Origin of the sequence: Streptomyces sp. NPDC004126 (assembly GCF_050275515.1) — a bacterium.
Classification (GTDB): domain Bacteria; phylum Actinomycetota; class Actinomycetes; order Streptomycetales; family Streptomycetaceae; genus Streptomyces.
Genome location: NZ_JBNNPF010000024.1, coordinates 34,595 through 55,908, shown reverse-complemented (window position 1 = coordinate 55,908; position 21,314 = coordinate 34,595). Strand labels below are relative to the sequence as shown.

20 protein-coding genes and 1 tRNA gene are annotated in these 21,314 nt (G+C 70.5%); 13 read left to right on the top strand and 8 right to left on the bottom strand.

The features are described from left to right. The first annotated feature begins 15 nt into the window (after positions 1 to 15). From ACQKM2_RS22765 to ACQKM2_RS22725, 9 genes are all read left to right on the top strand, one after another. Positions 16 to 336 carry a chorismate mutase gene (locus ACQKM2_RS22765; RefSeq protein WP_125605821.1) on the top strand — a complete coding sequence of 107 codons (321 nt, stop codon included), beginning with the start codon at positions 16 to 18 and terminating at the stop codon, positions 334 to 336. A 70-nt stretch (positions 337 to 406) separates the two neighbouring features. After that, positions 407 to 2,917, top strand: coding sequence for an aminopeptidase N (gene pepN / locus ACQKM2_RS22760; protein WP_427712396.1), 2,511 nt, complete (start codon positions 407 to 409; stop codon positions 2,915 to 2,917). An 86-nt stretch (positions 2,918 to 3,003) separates the two neighbouring features. Further along, entirely contained in the window at positions 3,004 to 3,960 is a 957-nt protein-coding gene (locus ACQKM2_RS22755; RefSeq protein WP_427712393.1) for a GlxA family transcriptional regulator, read from the top strand. 110 nt (positions 3,961 to 4,070) lie between these two features. Then, positions 4,071 to 5,066, top strand: a complete 996-nt coding sequence (gene gap / locus ACQKM2_RS22750; RefSeq protein WP_427712391.1) for a type I glyceraldehyde-3-phosphate dehydrogenase — start codon at positions 4,071 to 4,073, stop codon at positions 5,064 to 5,066. A 202-nt stretch (positions 5,067 to 5,268) separates the two neighbouring features. Continuing rightward, the gene (locus tag ACQKM2_RS22745; protein ID WP_427712389.1) at positions 5,269 to 6,654 is read left to right on the top strand and encodes a pyridoxal phosphate-dependent decarboxylase family protein; all 1,386 of its coding nucleotides are present in this window, start codon (positions 5,269 to 5,271) and stop codon (positions 6,652 to 6,654) included. Further along, entirely contained in the window at positions 6,651 to 8,060 is a 1,410-nt protein-coding gene (locus tag ACQKM2_RS22740; protein WP_427712386.1) for a lysine N(6)-hydroxylase/L-ornithine N(5)-oxygenase family protein, read from the top strand. The genes ACQKM2_RS22745 and ACQKM2_RS22740 overlap by 4 nt, the downstream gene beginning before the upstream one ends. A 119-nt stretch (positions 8,061 to 8,179) precedes the next feature. Beyond that, a complete protein-coding gene (locus tag ACQKM2_RS22735; RefSeq protein ID WP_427712384.1) occupies positions 8,180 to 9,565 on the top strand; it encodes a Dyp-type peroxidase in 1,386 nt (461 codons plus the stop codon). Beyond that, positions 9,562 to 10,710, top strand: coding sequence for a catalase family protein (locus tag ACQKM2_RS22730; protein ID WP_427712382.1), 1,149 nt, complete (start codon positions 9,562 to 9,564; stop codon positions 10,708 to 10,710). Before ACQKM2_RS22735 ends, ACQKM2_RS22730 begins: the two co-directional genes overlap by 4 nt. A 25-nt stretch (positions 10,711 to 10,735) precedes the next feature. Further along, positions 10,736 to 11,293: a hypothetical protein gene (locus tag ACQKM2_RS22725; RefSeq protein ID WP_427712380.1), complete on the top strand. Its 558-nt coding sequence runs from the start codon at positions 10,736 to 10,738 to the stop codon at positions 11,291 to 11,293. Between the two features lie 74 nt (positions 11,294 to 11,367). On the opposite strand, the gene ACQKM2_RS22720 is transcribed toward ACQKM2_RS22725, so the two are convergent. Further along, on the bottom strand, positions 11,368 to 13,170 hold the full coding sequence (locus tag ACQKM2_RS22720) for a bifunctional metallophosphatase/5'-nucleotidase (protein ID WP_427712378.1): 1,803 nt from the start codon (positions 13,168 to 13,170) through the stop codon (positions 11,368 to 11,370). 141 nt (positions 13,171 to 13,311) lie between these two features. Between ACQKM2_RS22720 and ACQKM2_RS22715 the strand changes: the two genes are divergently transcribed. Then, positions 13,312 to 14,022 carry an SIMPL domain-containing protein gene (locus tag ACQKM2_RS22715; protein ID WP_427712376.1) on the top strand — a complete coding sequence of 237 codons (711 nt, stop codon included), beginning with the start codon at positions 13,312 to 13,314 and terminating at the stop codon, positions 14,020 to 14,022. Positions 14,023 to 14,157: 135 nt separating this feature from the next. Beyond that, positions 14,158 to 15,585, top strand: a complete 1,428-nt coding sequence (pyk, locus tag ACQKM2_RS22710) for a pyruvate kinase (RefSeq protein ID WP_427712373.1) — start codon at positions 14,158 to 14,160, stop codon at positions 15,583 to 15,585. A 12-nt stretch (positions 15,586 to 15,597) separates the two neighbouring features. Here the strand turns inward: pyk and ACQKM2_RS22705 are convergent, their stop codons facing one another. Next, positions 15,598 to 16,170 (bottom strand): RBBP9/YdeN family alpha/beta hydrolase, encoded by a 573-nt coding sequence (locus ACQKM2_RS22705; protein ID WP_427712371.1) that lies wholly within the window; start codon positions 16,168 to 16,170, stop codon positions 15,598 to 15,600. 78 nt (positions 16,171 to 16,248) lie between these two features. On the opposite strand from ACQKM2_RS22705, the gene ACQKM2_RS22700 reads away from it, so the two are divergent. Next, positions 16,249 to 16,860, top strand: a complete 612-nt coding sequence (locus ACQKM2_RS22700) for a TetR/AcrR family transcriptional regulator (RefSeq protein WP_427712368.1) — start codon at positions 16,249 to 16,251, stop codon at positions 16,858 to 16,860. 6 nt (positions 16,861 to 16,866) lie between these two features. Here the strand turns inward: ACQKM2_RS22700 and ACQKM2_RS22695 are convergent, their stop codons facing one another. From ACQKM2_RS22695 to ACQKM2_RS22680, 4 genes are all read right to left on the bottom strand, one after another. Next, complete coding sequence (locus ACQKM2_RS22695; protein ID WP_427712365.1) at positions 16,867 to 17,121, bottom strand: EF-hand domain-containing protein; 255 nt, start codon at positions 17,119 to 17,121, stop codon at positions 16,867 to 16,869. A 41-nt stretch (positions 17,122 to 17,162) separates the two neighbouring features. After that, entirely contained in the window at positions 17,163 to 17,828 is a 666-nt protein-coding gene (locus ACQKM2_RS22690) for a MerR family transcriptional regulator (RefSeq protein WP_427712362.1), read from the bottom strand. Positions 17,829 to 17,875: 47 nt separating this feature from the next. After that, a complete protein-coding gene (locus tag ACQKM2_RS22685; RefSeq protein WP_427712360.1) occupies positions 17,876 to 18,622 on the bottom strand; it encodes a transcriptional regulator in 747 nt (248 codons plus the stop codon). Between the two features lie 109 nt (positions 18,623 to 18,731). Then, positions 18,732 to 18,806, bottom strand: a tRNA-Leu gene (locus ACQKM2_RS22680). A 98-nt stretch (positions 18,807 to 18,904) separates the two neighbouring features. Between ACQKM2_RS22680 and ACQKM2_RS22675 the strand changes: the two genes are divergently transcribed. Continuing rightward, the gene (locus tag ACQKM2_RS22675; protein ID WP_125603301.1) at positions 18,905 to 19,558 is read left to right on the top strand and encodes an ANTAR domain-containing response regulator; all 654 of its coding nucleotides are present in this window, start codon (positions 18,905 to 18,907) and stop codon (positions 19,556 to 19,558) included. 77 nt (positions 19,559 to 19,635) lie between these two features. Here the strand turns inward: ACQKM2_RS22675 and ACQKM2_RS22670 are convergent, their stop codons facing one another. Further along, complete coding sequence (locus ACQKM2_RS22670; protein WP_427712357.1) at positions 19,636 to 20,352, bottom strand: ABC transporter ATP-binding protein; 717 nt, start codon at positions 20,350 to 20,352, stop codon at positions 19,636 to 19,638. Beyond that, positions 20,349 to 21,314: an ABC transporter ATP-binding protein gene (locus tag ACQKM2_RS22665; protein WP_427712355.1), complete on the bottom strand. Its 966-nt coding sequence runs from the start codon at positions 21,312 to 21,314 to the stop codon at positions 20,349 to 20,351. The genes ACQKM2_RS22670 and ACQKM2_RS22665 overlap by 4 nt, the downstream gene beginning before the upstream one ends.

The following is a 21,314-nucleotide window of genomic DNA, read 5'->3' as shown; positions in this document are numbered from 1 at the left end:
GTAAGCTCGGGAACCATGAACAACAGCGACATCGACGAGATCGACGAGAACGTCACCGCCGAACTGTCCCGCCTGCGCGACAGCATCGACAACATCGACGCGGCCGTGGTCCACATGCTCGCCGAGCGCTTCAAGTGCACCCAGCAGGTCGGCCACCTCAAGGCCAAGCACCAGCTGCCCCCGGCCGACCCGGGCCGCGAGGCCAGCCAGATCGCCCGCCTCCGCCAGCTCGCCGAAAACGCCAAACTCGACCCGGCCTTCGCCGAGAAGCTCCTCAACTTCATCATCGCCGAAGTCATCCGCCACCACGAGACCATCGCCGCCGGCGAGGAATGACGGCCCGGGGCCGGGCCCGCGCCCGGCCCGCCCCCCGAACACCTGGGAGCGGACGCGGCCATCCGGCAGCATGGGCCGCATGTCCGCACTGACGCGCACCGAAGCGCAGCTCCGAGCCCAGCTCATCGACGTCCACCACTACGTCGTCAGCCTCGACCTCACCACCGGCGACGAGACCTTCGACTCCTCCACCGCCATCCGGTTCACCGCCCGCGCCGCCGGGGACACCTTCGTCGAACTCAAGCCGGACGAGCTGCTCACCGCCACCCTCGACGGCAACCCCCTCGACCCGGCCACCCTCGACGGCAACCGCCTCCCGCTCACCGGCCTCACCCCCGGCACCCACGAGCTGAGCATCGCCGCCCGCATGCGCTACTCCCGCACCGGCGAGGGACTGCACCGCTTCACCGACCCCGCGGACGGGGAGGCGTACGTCTACTCCCAGATGTTCATGGACGACGTCCAGCGCGTCTTCCCCGCCTTCGACCAGCCCGACCTGAAGGCCGTCTTCGAGTTCACCGTCGCCGCCCCCGCACACTGGACCGTCCTCGCCAACGGCATCGCCACCCGCTCCGGCGACCGCGAAGAAGACGGAGCCGGCCTCTGGCAGTCGGCCCCCACCCCCGTCATCTCCACCTACCTCGCCGCCGTCGCCGCAGGCCCCTGGCACAGCGTCACCACCACCCACGCCGGACTCCCCTTCGGCATCCACTGCCGCAAGTCCCTCGCCCCCCACCTCGACGCCGACGCCGACGAGATCCTCTCCGTCACCACCGCCTGCTACGACCGCTACCACGAGAAGTTCACCGAGCCCTACCCCTTCGACTCCTACGACCAGGCGTTCGTCCCCGAGTTCAACGCCGGCGCCATGGAGAACCCCGGCCTCGTCACCTTCCGCGACGAATTCGTCTTCCGCTCCGCCGTCACCGACACCGAACGCCAGCGCCGCGCCATGGTCATCGCCCACGAGATGGCCCACATGTGGTTCGGCGACCTCGTCACCCTCGCCTGGTTCGACGACATCTGGCTCAACGAGTCCTTCGCCGAGTACATGGGCTACCAGACCCTCACCGAAGCCACCCGCTTCACCGGCACCTGGACCGAATTCGGCATGGAGCGCAAGCCCTGGGGCTACGCCGCCGACCAGCGCCCCTCCACCCACCCCGTCGCCCCCGGCCCCGACGACGTCCCCGACACCGCCTCCGCCCTCCTCAACTTCGACGGCATCTCCTACGCCAAGGGCGCCTCCGCCCTGCGCCAGCTCGTCGCCTGGCTCGGCGAGAAGGACTTCCTCGCCGGCATCAACACCCACTTCGCCCGCCACAAGTTCGCCAACGCCTCCCTCGCCGACTTCGTGGACTCCCTCGCCGCGAACACCGACCGCGACGTCCACACCTGGGCCGAGACCTGGCTGCGCACCACCGGCCCCGACACCCTCACCCCCCGCGTCCAGGAAGGCCCCGGCGGCTGGACCCTCACCGTCGACCGCCACGGCAGCCGCCCCCACCGCATCCAGGCCGGCACCTACACCCGCGCCACCGACGGCACCCTCGAACGCACCGCGCTCCTCGACCTCGACGTCCCCACCGACGAGGTCCTCTCCGCCGCCGGCCCCCGCCCCGACCTCCTCGTCCTCAACGACGGCGACCTCACCTACGCCAAGATCCGCCTCGACGAAACCTCCCTCGAAACCGCCCTCCGCGGCCTCTCCCGCATCCCCGACCCCCTCACCCGCGCCGTCGTCTGGGGCTCCCTGCGCGACATGGTCCGCGACGGCGAACTCGACCCCTTCGACTACCTCCACACCCTGGACGCCCACATCCCCGAGGAATCCGACCTCGCCGTCGTCCAGGGCGTCCTCGGCTTCGCCCGCACCCAGATCGCCGACCGCTACGTGGCCCCCGCCGACCGCGACACCGCCCTCGGCCTCATCACCTCCGCCACCCGCGACCTGCTGCGCCGCACCGAGGACGGCACCGACCCCGGCCTGCGCCTCGCCGCCGTCCGCACCTACATCGACAGCGCCGCCCAGCCCGACACCATCGCCGCCTGGCTCGCCGACGGCACCGTCACCGGCGGCCCCGAACTCGACCCCGAACTCCGCTGGCGCATCCTCGCCCGCCTCTCCGTCCTCGGCGCCGTCGACGGAGCCGCCATCGACGCCGCCCTCGCCGACGACCCCAGCGCCACCGGACAGCAGGGCGCCGCCCGCTGCCACGCCTCCCTGCCCGCCCCCGAGGCCAAGGCCGCCGCCTGGCAGCGCCTCTTCCACGACGACACCCTCTCCAACTACCTCTTCACCGCCACCGCCCACGGCTTCTGGCAGCCCGAACAGGCCGACCTCGTACGCGAGTACGCGCCCCGCTACTACCCCGAAGCCACCGCCCTCGCCACCCGCCGCGGCCCCGCCATCGGCGAAGCCGCCGGCCGCTGGGCCTTCCCCGCCCACGCCGTCGACCCCGCGAACCTGGAGGCCGGCCACACCTGCCTCGAAGACCCCGCGATCATCCCCATGCTGCGCCGCGTCCTCGTCGACCAGCTCGACGACCTCGCCCGCGCCCTGCGCGTCCGCGGCGCCTGACCCCGTACGCACCCCCACCGCCGGGCGGCCGCGCCACCACCGCGGCCGCCCGACGGGCCCCGCCCACCCCGCGTACCCTTTGTCCCGTGCCCCCCTCCCACCTGCATCGCGTCGCCGTTCTCGTACTGGAGGGGGCCAAACCGCTCGACGTCGGCATCCCCGCACAGGTCTTCACGACCCGCGCGAGCATGCCGTACGAAGTCCGCGTCTGCGGCGCCGCACCCGGCCTCGTCACCGGCGGCGACGGACTCTCCTACTACGTCACCCACGGACTCGACGCCCTCGCCTGGGCCGACATCGTCTTCGTCCCCGGCTACCGCTTCCCCGACCGCGAAGACCCGCCCCGGGCCGTCCTCGACGCCCTCACCGCCGCCCACCGGCGCGGCGCACGCCTCGCCGCCATCTCCACCGGCGCCTTCGCCCTCGCCGCCACCGGCCTCCTCGACGGCAAACGCGCCACCACCCACTGGCACTACGCACGCGCCCTCGCCGCCAAACACCCCCACGTCCACGTCGACGAGAACGTCCTCTTCGTCGACGAGGGCAGCGTCCTCACCTCCGCCGGCGCCGCCTCCGGCATCGACCTGTGCCTGCACATCCTGCGCCGCGACCTCGGCGTCGCCGCCTCCAACCACGCCGCCCGCCGCCTCGTCGCCGCCCCCTACCGCAGCGGCGGCCAGGCCCAGTACGTACCGCGCAGCGTCCCCGAACCCCTCGGCGAACGCTTCGCCGCCACCCGCGAATGGGCCCTGCACCGCCTCGCCGAACCCCTCACCCTCGAAACCCTCGCCCAGCACGCCGCCGTATCCCCCCGCACCTTCTCCCGCCGCTTCGTCGAGGACACCGGCTACACCCCCATGCAATGGGTCATGCGCGCCCGCATCGACCTCGCCCGCGAACTCCTCGAACGCTCCGAACGCGGCGTCGAGCAGATCGCCGCCGACGTCGGCCTCGGCACCGGCGCCAACCTGCGCCTCCACTTCCAGCGCATCCTCGACACCACCCCCACCGAATACCGCCGCACCTTCACCCACGGCGAATGAGCCGGCCACCACCGATGGCGAGATCCTTTTGAACAGTGGCGATCCCGCCCCTGTCACGCCCGCACGCCACGAGCGAACCTGGAGGCGCGAACACGAAGGGACACGCACACATGACTCGCATCGCCATCAACGGATTCGGCCGCATCGGACGCAACGTGCTGCGCGCGCTCCTCGAACGCGACACCGACCTCCAGGTCGTCGCCATCAACGACCTCACCGAGCCCACCGCGCTGGCCCGGCTGCTCGCCTACGACACCACCTCCGGCCGCCTCGGCCGCCCGGTCACCGTCGAGGGCGACGTCCTCGTCGTCGACGGCCACCGCATCAAGGTCCTCGCCGAACGCGAGCCCGCCCAGCTGCCGTGGGCCGACCTCCAGGTCGACCTCGTCCTCGAAGCCACCGGCCGCTTCACCTCCGCCGAGGCCGCCCGCGCCCACATCAAGGCCGGCGCCCGCAAGGTCCTCGTCAGCGCCCCCTCCGACGGCGCCGACGTCACCCTCGCCTACGGCGTCAACACCGACGCCTACGACGCGGAACTGCACACGGTCGTCTCGAACGCCTCCTGCACCACCAACGCCCTGGCCCCGCTGGCCGCGGTCCTGGACGACCTCGCCGGCATCGAGCACGGCTTCATGACCACGGTGCACGCCTACACCCAGGAGCAGAACCTCCAGGACGGCCCGCACCGCGACCCGCGCCGCGCCCGCGCCGCCGGCGTCAACATCGTCCCGACCTCCACGGGCGCCGCCAAGGCCATCGGCCTGGTCCTGCCGCAGCTCGACGGCAAGCTCTCCGGCGACTCCATCCGCGTACCCGTCCCGGTCGGCTCCATCGTCGAGCTCAACACCACCGTCGCCCGCGACGTGACCCGCGAGCAGGTCCTGGAGGCCTACCGCACCGCCGCCGCGGGCCCGCTGGCCGGCGTCCTGGAGTACTCGGACGACCCGCTGGTCTCCTCGGACATCACGGGCAACCCCGCCTCGTCGATCTTCGACTCCGAGCTCACCCGCGTCGAGGGCCGCCACATCAAGGTCGTCGCCTGGTACGACAACGAGTGGGGCTTCTCGAACCGCGTGATCGACACCCTCACCCTCCTCGCGGGCTGACCCCAGCCCCACGGGGCCCCATACCGAGCGCCGCAGTTGGTACTGACCTGGCAACTGCGGCGCTCAGCCATGTCCGGAACCGGCCCCGCCCGGCGGCAACACACCGCCGGGCAACTCATCCTCCCCCACCGGTTACCCCATTCGGGTCTGATCGTTGTACCGGCCGGGTGTCCCGCCCACCCCGGTGACAGCAGGAGGACCGATGACCGAGCCAGCGCCGGCGCCCCCGCTCGCCGGCGGAGCCACCGGCCCGGACGCCCTCCGGCCCCTCCTCGACACGGTCCTCACCGCCCTCCACACCGGCGCCGCGCAGCGCAAGGGCCCACTCCCCGCCGGCGGCCCCGCCACCGTCACGGCCCGCGTCCGGGCCGCACTGGGCGACGTACTCCCCACCCGCGGAACCGGCGACCACGAAGCCCTCGCCACCCTCGTCCACACCCTCGCCGCCGGCGCCGCAGACCCCGCCGACCCCCTCTGCGCGGCCCACCTGCACTGCCCCCCGCTCGCCGTCGCGGCCGCCGCCGACCTCGCCGTCAGCGCCCTCAACCCCTCCCTCGACTCCTGGGACCAGGCCCCCGCCGCCTCCGCCATCGAGGCCCTCCTCACCCGCACCCTCGCCGCCGAGTTCTACGGCACCCCCCGCGCCGACGCCCTCCTCACCACCGGCGGCACCGAAGCCAACCAGCTGGCCCTGCTCCTCGCCCGCGAACGCCACGGCCCCCGCCTCACGGTCCTGCACGGCGCCAACGCCCACCACTCGATCCCCCGCGCCGCCTGGCTCCTCGGGCTGCCCCCGGCCACCACCCTCCCCACCCCCACCGGCACCCTCGACCCCGCCACCCTCGACGCGGCCCTCGCCGACACCCCCGGCCCCACCCTCGTCACCGCCACCGCCGGCACCACCGACGCGGGCCTCATCGACCCCCTCGACGCCCTCGCCGACGTCTGCGACCGCCACCGCGCCGAACTCCACGTGGACGCCGCCTACGGCGGAGCCCTCACCTTCAGCCCCCGCCACCGCGGCAAGCTGAACGGCCTCCACCGCGCCCGCTCCATCACCCTCGACCTGCACAAACTCGGCTGGCAACCCGTCGCCGCCGGCCTCCTCGCCGTCCCCGACACCACCCTCCTCGCGCCCCTCGCCCACCAGGCCGACTACCTCAACGCCGCCGACGACACCGAAGCCGGCCTCCCCGACCTCCTCGGCCGCTCCCTGCGCACCACCCGCCGCCCCGACGCCTTCAAGATCGCCGCCACCCTCCGCTCACTCGGCCGCGACGGCCTCGCCCGGCTCATCGACCACACCTGCGCCACGGCCCACCGGCTCGCCGAAATCCTCGACGCACACCCCGGCTTCGAACTCCACGCGCACCCCACCATCACCACGGTCCTCTTCCGGCCCACCCCCGCCGACGACGACCGCCTCGCCGCCCTGCGCCGCACCCTCCTCCACGACGGCACCGCCGTCCTCGGCCGCGCCACCGCCGACGGCCGGCTCTGGCTCAAGGCGACCCTGCTCAACCCCCACACCACCACGCGGGACCTGGACACCCTCGTCGCCCTCCTGGAAGGCAGCACCCACCGATGACCGCCCAGCACGATGCACCCCACGACCTCGTCGGAATCGGCATCGGCCCCTTCAACCTCTCCCTCGCCGCCCTCGCCGACGGCCTCCCCCAGCAAGGCGTCGACCGCCTCGCCACCGTCTTCTACGACCAGCGCCGCGACTTCCGCTGGCACCCCGGCCTCCTCCTCGACGGCGCCACCCTCCAGGTCCCCTTCCTCGCCGACCTCGTCACCCTCGCCGACCCCGCCAGCCCCTGGACCTTCCTCAGCTACCTCAAGCACAAGGAACGGCTCTACCCCTTCTACTTCGCCGAGCAGTTCCACATCCAGCGCGCCGAATACGACGCCTACTGCCGCTGGGTCGCCGGACGCCTCCCCGGCCTCCACTTCGGCCACCAGGTCGACGCCGTCCGCTGGAACCCCGAACGCGACCTCTTCGAAGTCGACTACACCCAGCTCGACACCGACGGAGAAGCCGAAGCCCTCGGCCGCACCTACACCCGCAACCTCGTCCTCGGCATCGGCACCGCCCCCTACGTCCCCGAACCCCTGCGCCCCCTCGCCGACGCCCCCACCGTCCCCGTCATCCACTCGGCCGAGTACCTCGACAACCGCGCCCGCATCCTCGGCGCCGGACACGTCACCGTCATCGGCTCCGGCCAGTCCGGCGCCGAGGTCTTCCTCGACCTGCTCCGCAACCGCCCCGCCGGACGCGAACGCCTCACCTGGCTCGCCCGCACCCCCTCCTTCGCCCCCATGGAGTACTCCAAGCTCGGCCTCGAACACTTCACCCCCGACTACACCCGCTACTTCCACGACCTCCCCGAACCCGTCCGCGACCGGCTCGTCCCCGCCCAGTGGCAGCTCCACAAGGGCATCGACACCGCCACCATCGCCGCCATCCACGAAGAGCTCTACCGGCGCACCCTCCACGGCGGCTGGCCCGACACCGTCCTCACCCCCGGCGTCACCGTCCGCACCGCCGGCCGCGTCGCCACCACACAGGTCGAACTCCACCTCGAACACGCCCAGCAGGGCACCCGCTCCCGCCTCACCACCGACGCCGTCGTCCTCGCCACCGGCTACAAGGAACGCCCCCTCACCAGCCTCTTCGCCGGCCTCGACCCCTACATGCGCAAGGACTCCTCCGGCCGCCCCCGCATCGACGACCGCTACCGCATGATCCTCGACCCCTCCGTCAGCGGAACCGTCTTCGTCCAGAACGGCGAACGCCACACCCACGGCGTCGGCACCCCCGACCTCGGCCTCGCCGCCTGGCGCAGCGCCGCCATCCTCAACACCCTCACCGGCAAGGAGCCCTACCCCCAGCCCCACCGCACCGCCTTCACCACCTTCGGCCTCGAACAGCGCAACCCCGCCCGCCCCCACCGCGCCGTCAACCTCCGCCCCCTGGTCGAGCACCCCTGACGCGACACGACGGACTCATTGCAGCCGACACCGGCGCCCACCGTGCACGCTATGTCCATGGTGGCGAACGCGGAGGAACCCGCCCTCTCCCTGACCAATCGGCCCCTCCACCCGCACGGGTGAGCGGGCCCGCCACGGGTACGGCGCCGGTGCTGGAACTGGACGACATCCAGGGCACCGTGCTGCGCCGCCGCCCGGACGACTACCACGGCGTCTACCTCCTGTACCGGATCGACGACCCGGCCGCCACGAAACGGTCCCTGCGCGCGGTCCTGCCGAAGATCACCAGCGCGGCGGACTGGGAACAGCCCCGCCCGTTCACCCTCAACGTCGCCTTCACCCACCAGGGGCTGGCCCGGCTGGGCGTGCCACAGGACTCGCTCGCCTCCTTCTCCGAGGAGTTCCGGGCCGGCATGGCCGCCCGCAAGGAGGTGCTCGGCGACCTCGGCGCCAACGACCCCGGAACCTGGCTCCCACCGCTGGGCGGCGCCGACGTACACATCGGCGTGATGATCATCGCGGAGACCCCCGAGGGACTGAGCGAACCCGTCGAGGCGGCCGGCCGCCTGGCCGGAGTGAGCCGGATCTACCGCCTCGACGTCGGCGTTCCGGTCACGGGGCGCGAGCACTTCGGGTTCCGGGACGGCATCTCCAGCCCGCACCTCCTCGGCAGCACCGACCGGCCGCTGCCCGGCCAGGACACCGTCCAGCCGGGTGAGTTCCTCTTCGGCTACCCGGACGAGTCCGGGGAGCCGCCGAAAGGACCGACCCCGGACGTGCTCGGCCGCAACGGCTGCTACCTGGCCTTCCGGCAGCTGTACGCGGACGTCGCCGCGTTCCGCAGGTACCTGCACGACAACGCCGACTCGGCGGAGGACGAGGAACTGCTCGCCGCCAAGTTCGTCGGCCGCTGGCGCAGCGGAGCACCGCTCGCGCTGGCACCCGACCGCGACGACCCGGAGCTGGGCGCCGACCCCACCCGCAACAACGACTTCCGCTACCAGGAGGACCCCCGGGGCCTGCGCGTGCCGCGCGGCGCACACATCCGGCGCGCCAACCCGAGGGACGGCCTCACCGACACCGTGGTCGCCACCAACATCCACCGGGTACTGCGCCGCGGAGCCGCCTACGGGCCGCCGCTTCCCGACGGAGTCCTGGACGACGACGGCGTCGAGCGCGGGATCATCTTCGTCTTCCTGGGCGCCAGCCTGTCCCGGCAGTTCGAATTCGTCCAGCAGGTGTGGCTCAACGACGGAGACTTCACCGGCCTCGGATCCGAACGGGACCCACTGGTCGGCGACCACGACGGCACCGGCGTCCTCACCGTCCCGGCACGCCCCGTACGCCGCCGGTTCACCGGACTGCCCCGGTTCGTGACCGTCCGCGGCGGAGAGTACTGCTTCATGCCCGGCCTGGCCGCACTCGAATGGCTCACCACGCTGCCCGACCCGGTCGCGGAAGCGCCCGCCGCACCACACGCGCCGAAGCCGGAGGACGACAGGTGACACCACCCCAGCCGGGCTTCACCCCCGTGCGCTACTCGCCGGACGTCGCACCACCGGAACCCGACTTCGACCGGAGCATGCAGCAGATCATCGACGTCGTCGAAGGATTCGAACGCGACTCCGTCGAAGGCGAGGGAGAACACCGCGCCGTCCGCTTCGCGCACGCCAAGGCCTACGGGCTGGTGCGCGGCACCTTCGAGATCCTCGGCGGCCTCCCGCCCGAGTACGCCCAGGGCGTCTACGCCAGGCCCGGCACGCACGACGCACTCGTCCGCTACTCCAACGGACTGTCCCACCTGGGCGCCGACCGGATGCTGGGCAACGTCGTGGGCATGGCCACCAAGGTGTTCGGGGTGGACTCCGCCACCACCCTCCCCGACGAGGCCACCGGCCACACGATGGACTTCAACATGATCAACGGCCCCGTCTTCTTCTGCAACACGGCCGCGCACTACACCTTCCTGGCGAAACTCTTCATCGACCTGCCGAAATACCGCCTCGACGGCCGCAAGGGCAACCACCGGATGTTCCACGACTGGGTCACCGGATACGGCACCCTCCCCGCCTCCGAATGGGCCTGGGACGAGCTCGGCGCGATGCTGCGCCTCGGCGAACGGGCCCGCTGGCAGAACCTCCTCCTCAGCTCCTTCTTCTCCATGGGAGCGGTACGCCACGGCGACTACGTGGCCAAGCTCCGGATCCGCCCGACGGACGACTCGGCCGCCCGCGTACAAACCCGCGCCCTCGACCCGACCGGCCAGGACGAGGTGTTCCGGCCCGCCCTGGTCGACGAACTCGCCCGGACAGACCACGAGTTCGACTTCCAGGTACAGCTGTGCGCGTCCCTGGAGACCATGCCCGTCGACGACCTCACCGTCGAATGGGAGGAGCACCGCTCGCCCTTCGTCACCGTCGCCAGGCTGCGCTTCCCCCGCCAGGACATCGGCGGCGAGGACAACCTCACGGCCGCCGACACCCTCTCCTTCACACCGTGGCGCTGCCCGCCGGAACACGTGCCGCTCGGCTCGATCCAAACCGTCCGCAAGGAGGTGTACCGGCGCTCGTCGCTACTGCGCCACCGGCTGAACGGCCAGCACCGCGCCGAACCCGCCTCCGCGGCGGACGTGCTCCCCGACCAGCCCTGACGATGCCTCCCGAAAGGCAGCCCGGATGTACGACTTCGACCCGTCGACCTACCAGCCGATCTCCCCGGACGTATCCGTCGAGGAGATCGCCAAGCACTTCCAGCACCCCCGCACCCAGACCGACGGAGTCGGCCTGCGCGCGGTGAACCGGTCCGAGTTCACCCTGCTGGCACCGGTGATCCAGCCGACCGGGCCCGCCGTCTTCCTGGAGCGCGCCGAAAAGGCCTGCATCGAGGCGCCCTACTGGGAGAACCGCCTCGGCACCGTCCACGACCTGCGCGTCGCGCTCGTCGACGACGGCCGGCAGGTCCTTTTCTGCGCCACCTACAGCGACGAGTTCAAGCCCTACGTCATCGACGTCATCCGCTTCGCCACGCCCTGGATCGACCACATGTTCACCGACGTCGCAGTCGGCTACCCCGGCCTGGCCTCCGACGACGCGATCCCCTACATCGCGAAGTACCAGGTCCAGGCCAACGTCTGGTACGGCGGACCCAACCCGGAGGCGACCCCGAAGCAGATCGCCAAGAGCCTCGCGGTGGCCTCGGCCTTCGACAGCCTCCTCGACGCGGCCCAGGACTGACCCCGCACCCGGGTGGTCCGGACCGGGAAACCCCGTCCGGACCACCCGACGACCGCAACCCGGTGAGACCGGCCCTAGAACACCGGCACGCCCGCCCGCGTCAGCCGCCAGTCCACCGAGGCGAACTGCCCCGGATCCACGGTGCCCTTCGCCTTCACCCACTGGATGATCGTGTTGCGGATCTCGTCCGAGTTCGCCCACAGCTGCTTCGCCTTCGGCACGTGCGGGAACGCCCCGCCGCCCGAAGCCCGGTAGTTGTTCACCGCGAACACGAACTGCGCCGCCGGATCCACCGGCTTCCCCGCGAACGACAGCCCCGTGATCCGCGAACCCACCGGCTGCGCGATGTCGACGTCGTACTTCAGCCCGTACACCGCGTCGTAGTTGTAGTCCGGGATGTTCTCCGCGTTCGTCAGCTTCGCCGGATCCACCGCACCACCCGGAGCCGTCTGCACGTAATACCGCGCCGAGTACTCCAGGTAGTCCTTCAGCTGCGCACCCGTCAGCAGCCGCGCCTCCAGCGTGTTCTCGAACGGGTACAGCCCCGCCGCGTCCTTGATCGTCACCTGGCCGGCCGGTATCGCCGCCGTCCGGGAGAAGCAGGACGCCTGCGAGAGCACCGGCAGCGACCCCCACTCGGAACCGGCCAGCGCCGCCTTCACCGTCTCCGCCTGCACGTGGTTGATCAGGTCGATGATCGGCACGTCCTTCACCGGCCCCTCGGCCGAGGACATCGCCTGCGTCGACGTCCCGATCACCTGGTTGACGTACGCCACCACCTTGCGGTGCTCGTCCGACAGCAGCCCCGTGATCTTCGGGTCCTCGGCCGCCGTGTTCGAGTTCAGCACCTTCGCCGAGACCTTCGCCACCGACCAGCGGCCCCGCTCCCACGACAGCTCGAAGTCGAACAGCGTCAGCCGCTGACCCCACTTCAGCGGCTCCGACAGCACCACGTCCTTGCCGGTCGCCTTGTTCTTCACCCGGTACTCCGGGATCTCCGTGTGCGCGTGCCCCACCAGGATCGCGTCGATCCCCGGCACCTGCTCCGCCACCAGACCCGCCGCGTTCTCGACGTACGGCAGCTGGTCACCGTACGAGGACGTACCGCTCGACCCCGAGTGCGCCGACACGATCACCACGTCCGCGCCCATCGACCGCAGCCGCGGCACGTACTTCGCCGCCTGCTCCTCCAGACCCGGGAACGTCATCTTCCCCTGCACGTTCGCCTTGTCCCAGATCGCGATGCCCGGGTTCGTCAGACCCAGCACCGCCACCTTCACGTCCCGCCCGTGCGGGGTCCGCAGCCGGTGCATGCTGTACGGCGCGAACGCCGGCCGCAGGGTCTTCGCGTCCAGCGCGTTCGCCCCCAGCAGCGGGAAGCGGCACTGCTCCTCGAACTTCCGCAGCACCGGGATGCCGTAGTTGAACTCGTGGTTCCCCAGCGCCGCCGCGTCGTACCCGATCGCGTTCATCGCCTGCGCCATCGGATGCACCGGACCACGCCGCGCCGTGATCGGATCCACCTTCGCATAGTAGTACGACAGCTGGGTCCCCTGGATCGTGTCACCCGCGTCGATCAGCAGCGTGTTGCAACGCCCCTTCTCCGCGCGGACCTGCTCCACCAGGGTCGAGATCTTCGCGAGACCGACGTCGTTGTGCGCCTTGTCGTCGAACTCCTTGTCCGTGAAGTAGTCCCAGTTGAAGACGTTCCCGTGCAGATCGGTCGTACCCATCACGGTGAACGCGTAGGTCTTCTTCCCGGCACCCTGCGACGGCGCGGCCGCCGCGGCGGCCGGCGAGCTCGTGGCCCCCGCCACCGCCACGGCGGCACCCGTCGCGGCCGAAGCCCCCATGAACGTCCTGCGGTCAAACGCCATTGCCATCTCCCCTTGTGAGGCGTGTTACGAAGCGTGAACGACGCGCGTAGATTCTGACCCACCGGTAACAAGCCGCAACACCCCCCTCAGGTTTCGATCCGATGACCACACCCGAACGGGCGCCGGTGCGAGAGTGAAACCATGACCCAGGACGCCCCGAACGCCACCCACCAGCCCTACGGAACCCCCGAGGTCCCCCGCGTCGCCGTCCGCGGAGAAGCCCGCCTCGAAGTCGACCCCGAAATCGCCCGCATCGGCATCACCGTCAGCGCGCGGGGCACCGACCGCCGCACCGCCCTCGACGACCTCACCCGCCGCAACACCACCGTCCTCGAACTCCTCAAGAGCTACGGCGAACCCGTCGAGAAGATCGAAACCGGCTCCTTCTCCATCACCCCCGAACCCGCCCGCCATGGCCGCGGCGAACGCGTCCGCGCCTACCACGGCCGCGTCCACATCACCGCCGAACTGAGCGACTTCACCACCCTCGGCGAACTCGCCACCCGCCTCGCCGACCTCGAACTCACCCAGGTCGACGGCCCCTGGTGGGCCCTGCGCCCCACCTCGCCCGCCCACGGCGAAGCCCGCCGCCAAGCCGTGCTCGAAGCCGTCCAGCGCGCCCGCGAATACGCCCACGCCCTCGGCGCCGACCTCGCCGCCCTCGTCGAACTCGCCGACCTCGGAGCCGAGGACGCCACCCCCTACCCCCAGCCCGGCGGCGCCCTGCGCACCATGGCCTTCGCCGCACCCGCCGACGAAGCCGGCGCCCCGCCCCTCGACCTCGAACCCCAGCGCCAGACCGTCTTCGCGCAGGTCAACGCCCGCTTCACGATGACCCCGCCCCGGCTCTGACCAGCCCCCTCGGGGGGTGCTCATCAGAGCACCCCCACGCACATTCAAAAAATGTCAACAAGCTTTCGCTCAAAGGTTGTTGGGGAGACGCCCGGACCACATTTCCTACCCCCCGGTAGGGCATACGCTCGCCCCATGCGCCGAGCGAAAATCGTATGTACCCTGGGCCCCGCCACCGACTCATACGACCAGATCAAAGCCCTGGTCGAAGCCGGAATGGACATCGCCCGCCTCAACCTCAGCCACGGCACCTACGCCGAACACGAGGAGCGCTACCAGCGCGTACGAAAGGCCTCCGACGAGACCGGCCGCAGCGTCGGCGTCCTCGCCGACCTTCAAGGCCCGAAGATTCGCCTCGGCCGCTTCCGCGAAGGCCCCGTACTCCTTGAACGCGGCGACGAGTTCACCATCACCGTCGAAGACCACCAGGGCGACCGCCACACCTGCGGCACCACCTACAAGGGCCTCGCCGACGACGTCACCCCCGGCGAACGCGTCCTCGTCGACGACGGCCGCGTCACCCTCGAAGTCACCTCCGTCGACGGCCCCCGCGTCCACACCCGCGTCATCGAAGGCGGCATGGTCTCCGACCACAAGGGCCTCAACCTCCCCGGAGTCGCCGTCTCCGTCCCCGCCCTCTCCGACAAGGACATCGAAGACCTCCGCTGGGCCCTGCGCACCGGCGCCGACGTCATCGCCCTCTCCTTCGTCCGCACCGGCCGCGACATCGAGGACGTCCACCGCATCATGGACGAGGAAGGCCGCCGCCTCCCCGTCATCGCGAAGATCGAAAAGCCGCAGGCCGTCGAAAGCATCGACGACATCGTCGCCGCCTTCGACGGAATCATGGTCGCCCGCGGCGACCTCGGCGTCGAGATGCCCCTCGAACAGGTCCCCATCGTCCAGAAGCGCGCCATCAAACTCGCCAAGCGCAACGCCAAGCCGGTCATCGTCGCCACCCAGATGCTCGACTCGATGATCGACAACAGCCGCCCCACCCGCGCAGAAGCCTCCGACGTCGCCAACGCCGTCATCGACGGCACCGACGCCGTCATGCTCTCCGGCGAGACCAGCGTCGGCAAACACCCCATCGACACCGTCCGCACCATGGCACGCATCGTCGAAGCCGCCGAAGAAGACATCCTCGCCAAGGGACTCCCGCCCCTCACCGACCGCAACAAGCCCCGCACCCAGGGCGGAGCCGTCGCCCGCGCGGCCGCCGAAATGGGCGACTTCCTCGGCGCCAAGTTCCTCGTCGCCTTCACCCAGAGCGGCGACACCGTCCGCCGGCTCTCCCGCTACCGCAGCCCCATCCCCCTCCTCGCCTTCACCCCCGACCCGGCCACCCGCTCCCAGCTCAACCTCACCTGGGGCGTCGAAACCTTCCTCGGCCCCCACGTCGACTCCACCGACGCCATGGTCGCCCAGGTCGAAGAGGAACTCCTGCGCATCGGACGCTGCGTCCCCGGCGACGTCGTCGTCATCACCGCAGGCTCACCCCCCGGCGTCACCGGCAAGACCAACCTCGTCCGCATCCACCACATCGGCGACCCCGTCCGCTAGCCGTAGCCTCAGCTACAGCACCTCACGTATCAACCGCACCGCGTCGGGCAGCTCCAACCGGCTCTCACCCGTACTGGGGAAATGCCCGCCCGACGCGGTCACGGTCGCCGTCGCCCCCAGCTCCGTCACGAACCGCATGACGTGCTCCGGCGTCGCCGCACCCGTCACCGGATCATCTGCCGCGTGCAGCACCCGGAACCCCCGGGCCGCAGCGCGGATCCGCACCCAGTCGAACTCCGGCGAGAAGAACGGCGCCAACGCGTCATACCCCACCTCACCGGCCATCGACGCCACGAACACCGCCCCCGCGAACGGACCCTCGCCCTCGGTGTCGTGCTCCTGAAGCAGCCGCAGCACATTCACCCCGCCCAGACTGTGCCCCACCAGCACCGTCTCACCGGCCGGCGCACCCTCCACCTGAGCGGACAGCTCCTTCAGCCACGCCCCCGCATCCGGCGCGAACGGCTCCGGGAAGTCCGGCACCAGCGCCTCGTGTCCCTCCTCCGACAGCTCCCGCGCCACCGCCCGGTACCAGTGCTCGCCACTGCTCATTCCGTATCCGTGCGCGATCACGATCCTGCTCATGACTCATCCCCCTGCAGTCCGGCGAACAATCGAAACGCTACGCAGCGTTTCGATAAACGGTAGGGCTAAGGTGATGGCGTGTCAACCACTCCCCAAAACCCGCCGCCGCCACCCCGCACCGGCGGACGCATCCGCAACGAGGACGCCCACCACTCCGTCCTCGAAGCCACCACGGCCCTACTCGTCGAAAACGGCTACGGCGCCCTCACCATCGAAGGCGTCGCCAAACGCGCCAACGTCGCCAAGAGCACCGTCTACCGCTGGTGGAAGTCCAAGCCCGCCCTCGTCATGGACGCCTACGCCCACGAGACCGCCACCCGCGTCCCCGAACCCGACACCGGCACCCTCGAAGGCGACCTCACCGCCTTCACCGCGGACCTCTACGCCATCGGCCGCGACCCCCTCCGCGCCAAAGCCCTCACCGGCCTCATGGCCGAAGCCCAACTCGACCCCGCCTTCGCCGAAGCCTTCCGCGCCTGGGCGCGAACCCGCCGCGAACTCGTCGCCGGCCTCCTCACCCGCGCCCTCGCCCGCCGTGAAATCCCCGCCGACACCGACCTCACCCACGCCACCGACCTGGTCTTCGGCCCCTTCTGGTACCGCCTCCTCGTCGAGCACGCCCCCCTCGACCCCGCCGACGCCGAAGCCCACGTCAAAACCGTCCTGAGGGGCCTCGAACGCCGCGACTGACACCCCCTACGACCAGCCGAACCGCCGGTCCACCTCGGCCTCGAACTCCTCGAACGACAACACCGCGTCACCGTTCTTGTCCGCCGCGTCGAACAACGCCGACGACGCGTCCGCGTCCCCCAGCCCCCAGAACGGCAGGTCCCCCCGAGCCGCCAACGTCGGCCCCTTCGCCCGCAGCGCCGAAATCACCTCGGCCCGGGTCAGCTCCCCGTCATGGTTCAGATCCAGCGCATCGAACAGCTTCCGAGCCTTCTCGCTCACCGAAACGTCCCTCCACCACGAACACCGTTGACCCCCTCAACCTAGGGCACCAACCCCGGCACCACCTCCCACCCGTTCACCACCCACACCAACCTCCAGTACCGCTCCACCCGCGGATCCACCGGCCCCACCACCCCCGGCGCCCGCCGGAACTCCTCCCGGAACCCCGCGTCCCCCACCAGCCCCGCCAACTCCACCCACGCCGCCACCTGCTCGGTCGACGGATCCTCCGGCAACTCCGGCGCCGAAGCCCGCACCATCGCCGCCACCGACTCCTCCGCCCCCTCCACCAGCAGCTCCACCCAACGCCGCCGCTCCTCGCCCGCCAACCGCGTCACGTCATGCATCAACCGAACCTCCTCGGAACCCGACCCACGCTCGGCCACCAGCCGCAACACCGCCCGACGCAACCGCAACGCCCGGATCTGCACCTCCACCGCATCGGCGTGCACGGCGGCCACCTCGGCCACCGACAGCTCCCGATCCAGCACCCGCCGCACGCTGGGCAGATCCACCCCCAGCTCCCGCAGCGTCCGCACGAGTTCCAGCCGCACCACCGCGCCGTCGTCGTACAGCCGGTACCCGGCACGACTACGACCGGCCGGCGCGACGATCCCCTCGTCGGAGTAGAACCGAATGGTCCGCACCGCCAACCCGGTCCGCCGGGCCAGCTCCCCGATCGAATACAACTCCGTCACGCCGTCCATGCCCCCACCCTGAGGTCTCCACCCGGTGGAGGGTCAAGGCCGGGCCGTCAGTACTTCGGCCCGACGTGGGCGTCCATGAGCGCGACGGATTCTTTGCGGGCGATGGACACGTTGAAGGGGTCGCCGCCCCGCGCGAGGACGGTCCACTGGACGCCGACCTTGGTGAGCGTGTCGGTGCAGAGCCGCCGGATGTCGTCGGACTTGTTGGTGAAGAAGTACCGGGGGTACTCGTACCGCTTGCCGTTCCGGACGGTCCAGTTCGTGATCCGACACCCGTCGGAGTGGATGAGCCCGCGGATGAACTCCCACGGGTGGGCGTCGACGATCTCCTGCTGCCAGGGTTCGAGGGTGATCCGGCGTTCGTGCTTCTTCCCGGGCGCATGCTGGGGGAACAAGCATGTCCAATGCCGTCCGTAGCTGGTTACGGCTACGCAGCCCTGGCGCTGCAGCACGTAGACCTTGTCTGTCGGCCGTACCGTCAGGATCGCCGCCCGGCACTGCTCGATGAGGCCGGGCCAGGCGTTGTCGCAAAAGACGCGGAGGTGGTGGCCGCCCCGCGGGTGCGCGCTGATGCAGCCGTCACCCAGGTAGAGGCCGAGGAGGTAGGAGTAGGCCGCGGCATCGGCGGGACCGGAGCAGGGTGCCGATTGATTGAGGCGGGGGAGCGGGTCGATGCGGGTTTGCCAGGCTCGGATGGCGGCGCGGGATATTCCGGTTTCCTTGCTGACCGAGTTGAGGGTTCGTCCATCGCCCAGGAGGGCTAGCGCGTGTTTGCGAGTCGCCAGATCGTACATACGAGCGACATTGGGGAAGACTTGCCGATCGCGCGTGCGCTTTTCGGTGGATTCCCCTAATGGGGGGAAGGTCGATGAATCTCGCGTGACCTTGGAATTAAAGGAAAGGTGCCCCAGGTGGGATTCGAACCCACACTGTCCGCTGTTTGAGAGCGGCCTCTCTAACCAGTTGGAGTACTGGGGCCTAAGAAACGAAGGGTTCAGTGATCCCTGCGTGGCACCACCTTACAGGAGCTAGGTAGGCTCGGGGGAGCTTGTTATGCCCCGCAAAGAGGAGCCTCCGTGACCGCCGAGCACGAGTCGACGCCCACGCCCGACGCCGACCAGTCGCACGTTCCGCCGCTGACGACCCGCGTCGTCATCGCCGAGGACGAGGCGCTCATCCGTCTCGACCTGAAAGAGATGCTCGAAGAGGAGGGCTACTCCGTCGTCGGCGAGGCCGGGGACGGGCAGACGGCCGTCGAGCTCGCCCGCGAGCACCGGCCCGACCTGGTGATCCTCGACGTGAAGATGCCCGTGCTCGACGGGATCTCCGCCGCCGAGAAGATCGCGGGGGAGTCCATCGCCCCCGTGCTCATGCTCACCGCGTTCTCGCAGCGCGACCTCGTCGAGCGGGCCCGGGACGCCGGGGCCATGGCGTACCTGGTCAAGCCCTTCAGCAAGAGCGACGTCGTCCCGGCCATCGAGATGGCCGTCTCCCGGTTCGCCGAGCTGAAGGCGCTGGAGAAGGAGGTCGCGGACCTCTCCGCGCGCCTCGAGACCCGCAAGCTCGTCGACCGGGCCAAGAGCATCCTGCAGACCGAGTACAAGCTGTCCGAGCCGGCCGCGTTCCGGTGGATCCAGAAGACCTCCATGGACCGCCGCATGTCCATGCAGCAGGTCGCCGAGGCGGTCATCGAGGACGCCGAGGAGAAGAAGCAGAACGCCGCCAAGTAGGACGGCAACGGCAACGCGTGAGGCCCGTCTCCCCCCGAGGGGAGACGGGCCTCACGGTTTGGCGGAGCCGGCGCGGACTAGTCCTCGCCGAGGTAGGCCTTGCGGACGTCCTCGTTGACGAGGAGCTCGCGGCCCGGGCCCGACAGGACGATCTTGCCGATCTCCATGACGTGGCCCTGGTCGGCCAGCGACAGCGCGGCCTGGGCGTTCTGCTCGACCAGCAGGATCGTGGTGCCGGCCGCCTTGAGCTCGGCGATGGTCGCCATGATCTTCTGCATCATCAGCGGGGAGAGGCCCATCGAGGGCTCGTCCAGCATCAGCAGCTTCGGCTGCGACATGAGCGCGCGGCCCATGGCCAGCATCTGCTGCTCGCCGCCCGAGAGGGTGCCGGCGGCCTGCTTGCGGCGCTCTCCCAGGATCGGGAAGAGGTCGTAGGCGCGCTGGATGTCCTTCTGGATGCCTTCCTTGTCGTTGCGGAGGAAGGCGCCGAGGAGGAGGTTGTCCTCGATCGACATGCGCGGGAAGATGTGCCGCCCCTCGGGGGAGTGGGCGAGTCCGAGCGAGACGATGTCGTGCGCGGGGACCTTCTTCAGCGACTTCCCCTGGAACTTGATCTGGCCGCCCTTGGGCTTGATCAGGCCGGACAGGGTCCGCAGGGTGGTGGTCTTGCCGGCGCCGTTGGTGCCGATGAGGGTGACGATCTCGCCCTCGTTGACCGTGAAGGAGATGCCCTTGACGGCTTCGATCTTGCCGTAGGCGACGCGGAGGTCCTCGACCTCCAGGAGTGCGGTCACTTGGCTTCTCCGTCCGTGCTGGTGGTGCTGTCCGCGTCGCCGTCTCCGGCCTCGGCGGCCTCGGCGGCCTCCGCGGCCTCGACGACGGCCTCGGCCTCGGCCACGACCTCGGCTTCGGCGGCTTCCTCGGCGGCCTCGACCTCGGCGGCCTCCTCGGCGCCGGGGGCGCCTTCGAAGGGCTCGCCGAGGTAGGCGGCGATGACGCGTTCGTCGCTCTGGACCTCGCCGGCGGTGCCCTCGATGAGCTTCTCGCCCTGGACGAGGCAGGCGACGCGGTCGCAGAGGTTGAAGATGAAGCGCATGTCGTGCTCGATGACGAGTACGGCGATGCCCATGTCCCGGATGGCGAAGATGAGTTCCTCGGCGGCCCGGGTCTCCTGCGGGTTCATGCCGGCGGTGGGCTCGTCCAGGAGGATGAGGCCCGGGTCGCTGGCGAGGGCGCGGGCGATCTCCAGCTTGCGCTGCTCGCCGTAGGGGAGGTTGCGGGCGAGGTGCTCGGCCTTGTGGGCGAGGCCGATGAACTCCAGCAGCTCCATGGCGCGGTCACGGCTGGCCTGCTCCTCCTTGCCGAAGCTGGGGAGGCGCAGGAGGGCGGACCAGAGGCCCTCCTTGGTGCGGGTGTGGCGCCCGACGAGGACGTTTTCCAGGACCGTCATGTTGTTGAAGAGACGGATGTTCTGGAAGGTGCGGGCGATGCCGGCCGCGGTGACCTTGAAGGACTTGGGGGGCAGGACCGTGCCCTTGTACCGGACTTCGCCCTCGGTGGGGATGTAGAGGCCGGTGAGGCAGTTGAAGAAGGTGGTCTTGCCGGCACCGTTGGGGCCGATGAGGCCGACGATCTCGCCGCTGCGGACGGTGAGGTCGACGTTCTTGACGGCGGTGAGGCCGCCGAAGCGCATCGTGACACCGCGGGCGTCGAGGACGGTCTCGGCGGTGGCCGTTTCGGTCGTGGTGGTGGTCAT

What these genes read in the sequence shown, in the direction of transcription:
- ACQKM2_RS22690 (WP_427712362.1), bottom strand. Translation starts at nt 17,828, where the DNA reads ATGGACGGCGTGACGGAGTTGTATTCGATCGGGGAGCTGGCCCGGCGG.
- ACQKM2_RS22720 (WP_427712378.1), bottom strand. Translation starts at nt 13,170, where the DNA reads ATGGCGTTTGACCGCAGGACGTTCATGGGGGCTTCGGCCGCGACGGGT.
- ACQKM2_RS22705 (WP_427712371.1), bottom strand. Translation starts at nt 16,170, where the DNA reads ATGAGCAGGATCGTGATCGCGCACGGATACGGAATGAGCAGTGGCGAG.
- pyk (WP_427712373.1), top strand. Translation starts at nt 14,158, where the DNA reads ATGCGCCGAGCGAAAATCGTATGTACCCTGGGCCCCGCCACCGACTCA.
- ACQKM2_RS22725 (WP_427712380.1), top strand. Translation starts at nt 10,736, where the DNA reads ATGTACGACTTCGACCCGTCGACCTACCAGCCGATCTCCCCGGACGTA.
- ACQKM2_RS22765 (WP_125605821.1), top strand. Translation starts at nt 16, where the DNA reads ATGAACAACAGCGACATCGACGAGATCGACGAGAACGTCACCGCCGAA.
- ACQKM2_RS22745 (WP_427712389.1), top strand. Translation starts at nt 5,269, where the DNA reads ATGACCGAGCCAGCGCCGGCGCCCCCGCTCGCCGGCGGAGCCACCGGC.
- pepN (WP_427712396.1), top strand. Translation starts at nt 407, where the DNA reads ATGGGCCGCATGTCCGCACTGACGCGCACCGAAGCGCAGCTCCGAGCC.
- ACQKM2_RS22715 (WP_427712376.1), top strand. Translation starts at nt 13,312, where the DNA reads ATGACCCAGGACGCCCCGAACGCCACCCACCAGCCCTACGGAACCCCC.
- ACQKM2_RS22740 (WP_427712386.1), top strand. Translation starts at nt 6,651, where the DNA reads ATGACCGCCCAGCACGATGCACCCCACGACCTCGTCGGAATCGGCATC.
- ACQKM2_RS22665 (WP_427712355.1), bottom strand. Translation starts at nt 21,314, where the DNA reads ATGACCACCACCACGACCGAAACGGCCACCGCCGAGACCGTCCTCGAC.
- ACQKM2_RS22685 (WP_427712360.1), bottom strand. Translation starts at nt 18,622, where the DNA reads ATGTACGATCTGGCGACTCGCAAACACGCGCTAGCCCTCCTGGGCGAT.
- gap (WP_427712391.1), top strand. Translation starts at nt 4,071, where the DNA reads ATGACTCGCATCGCCATCAACGGATTCGGCCGCATCGGACGCAACGTG.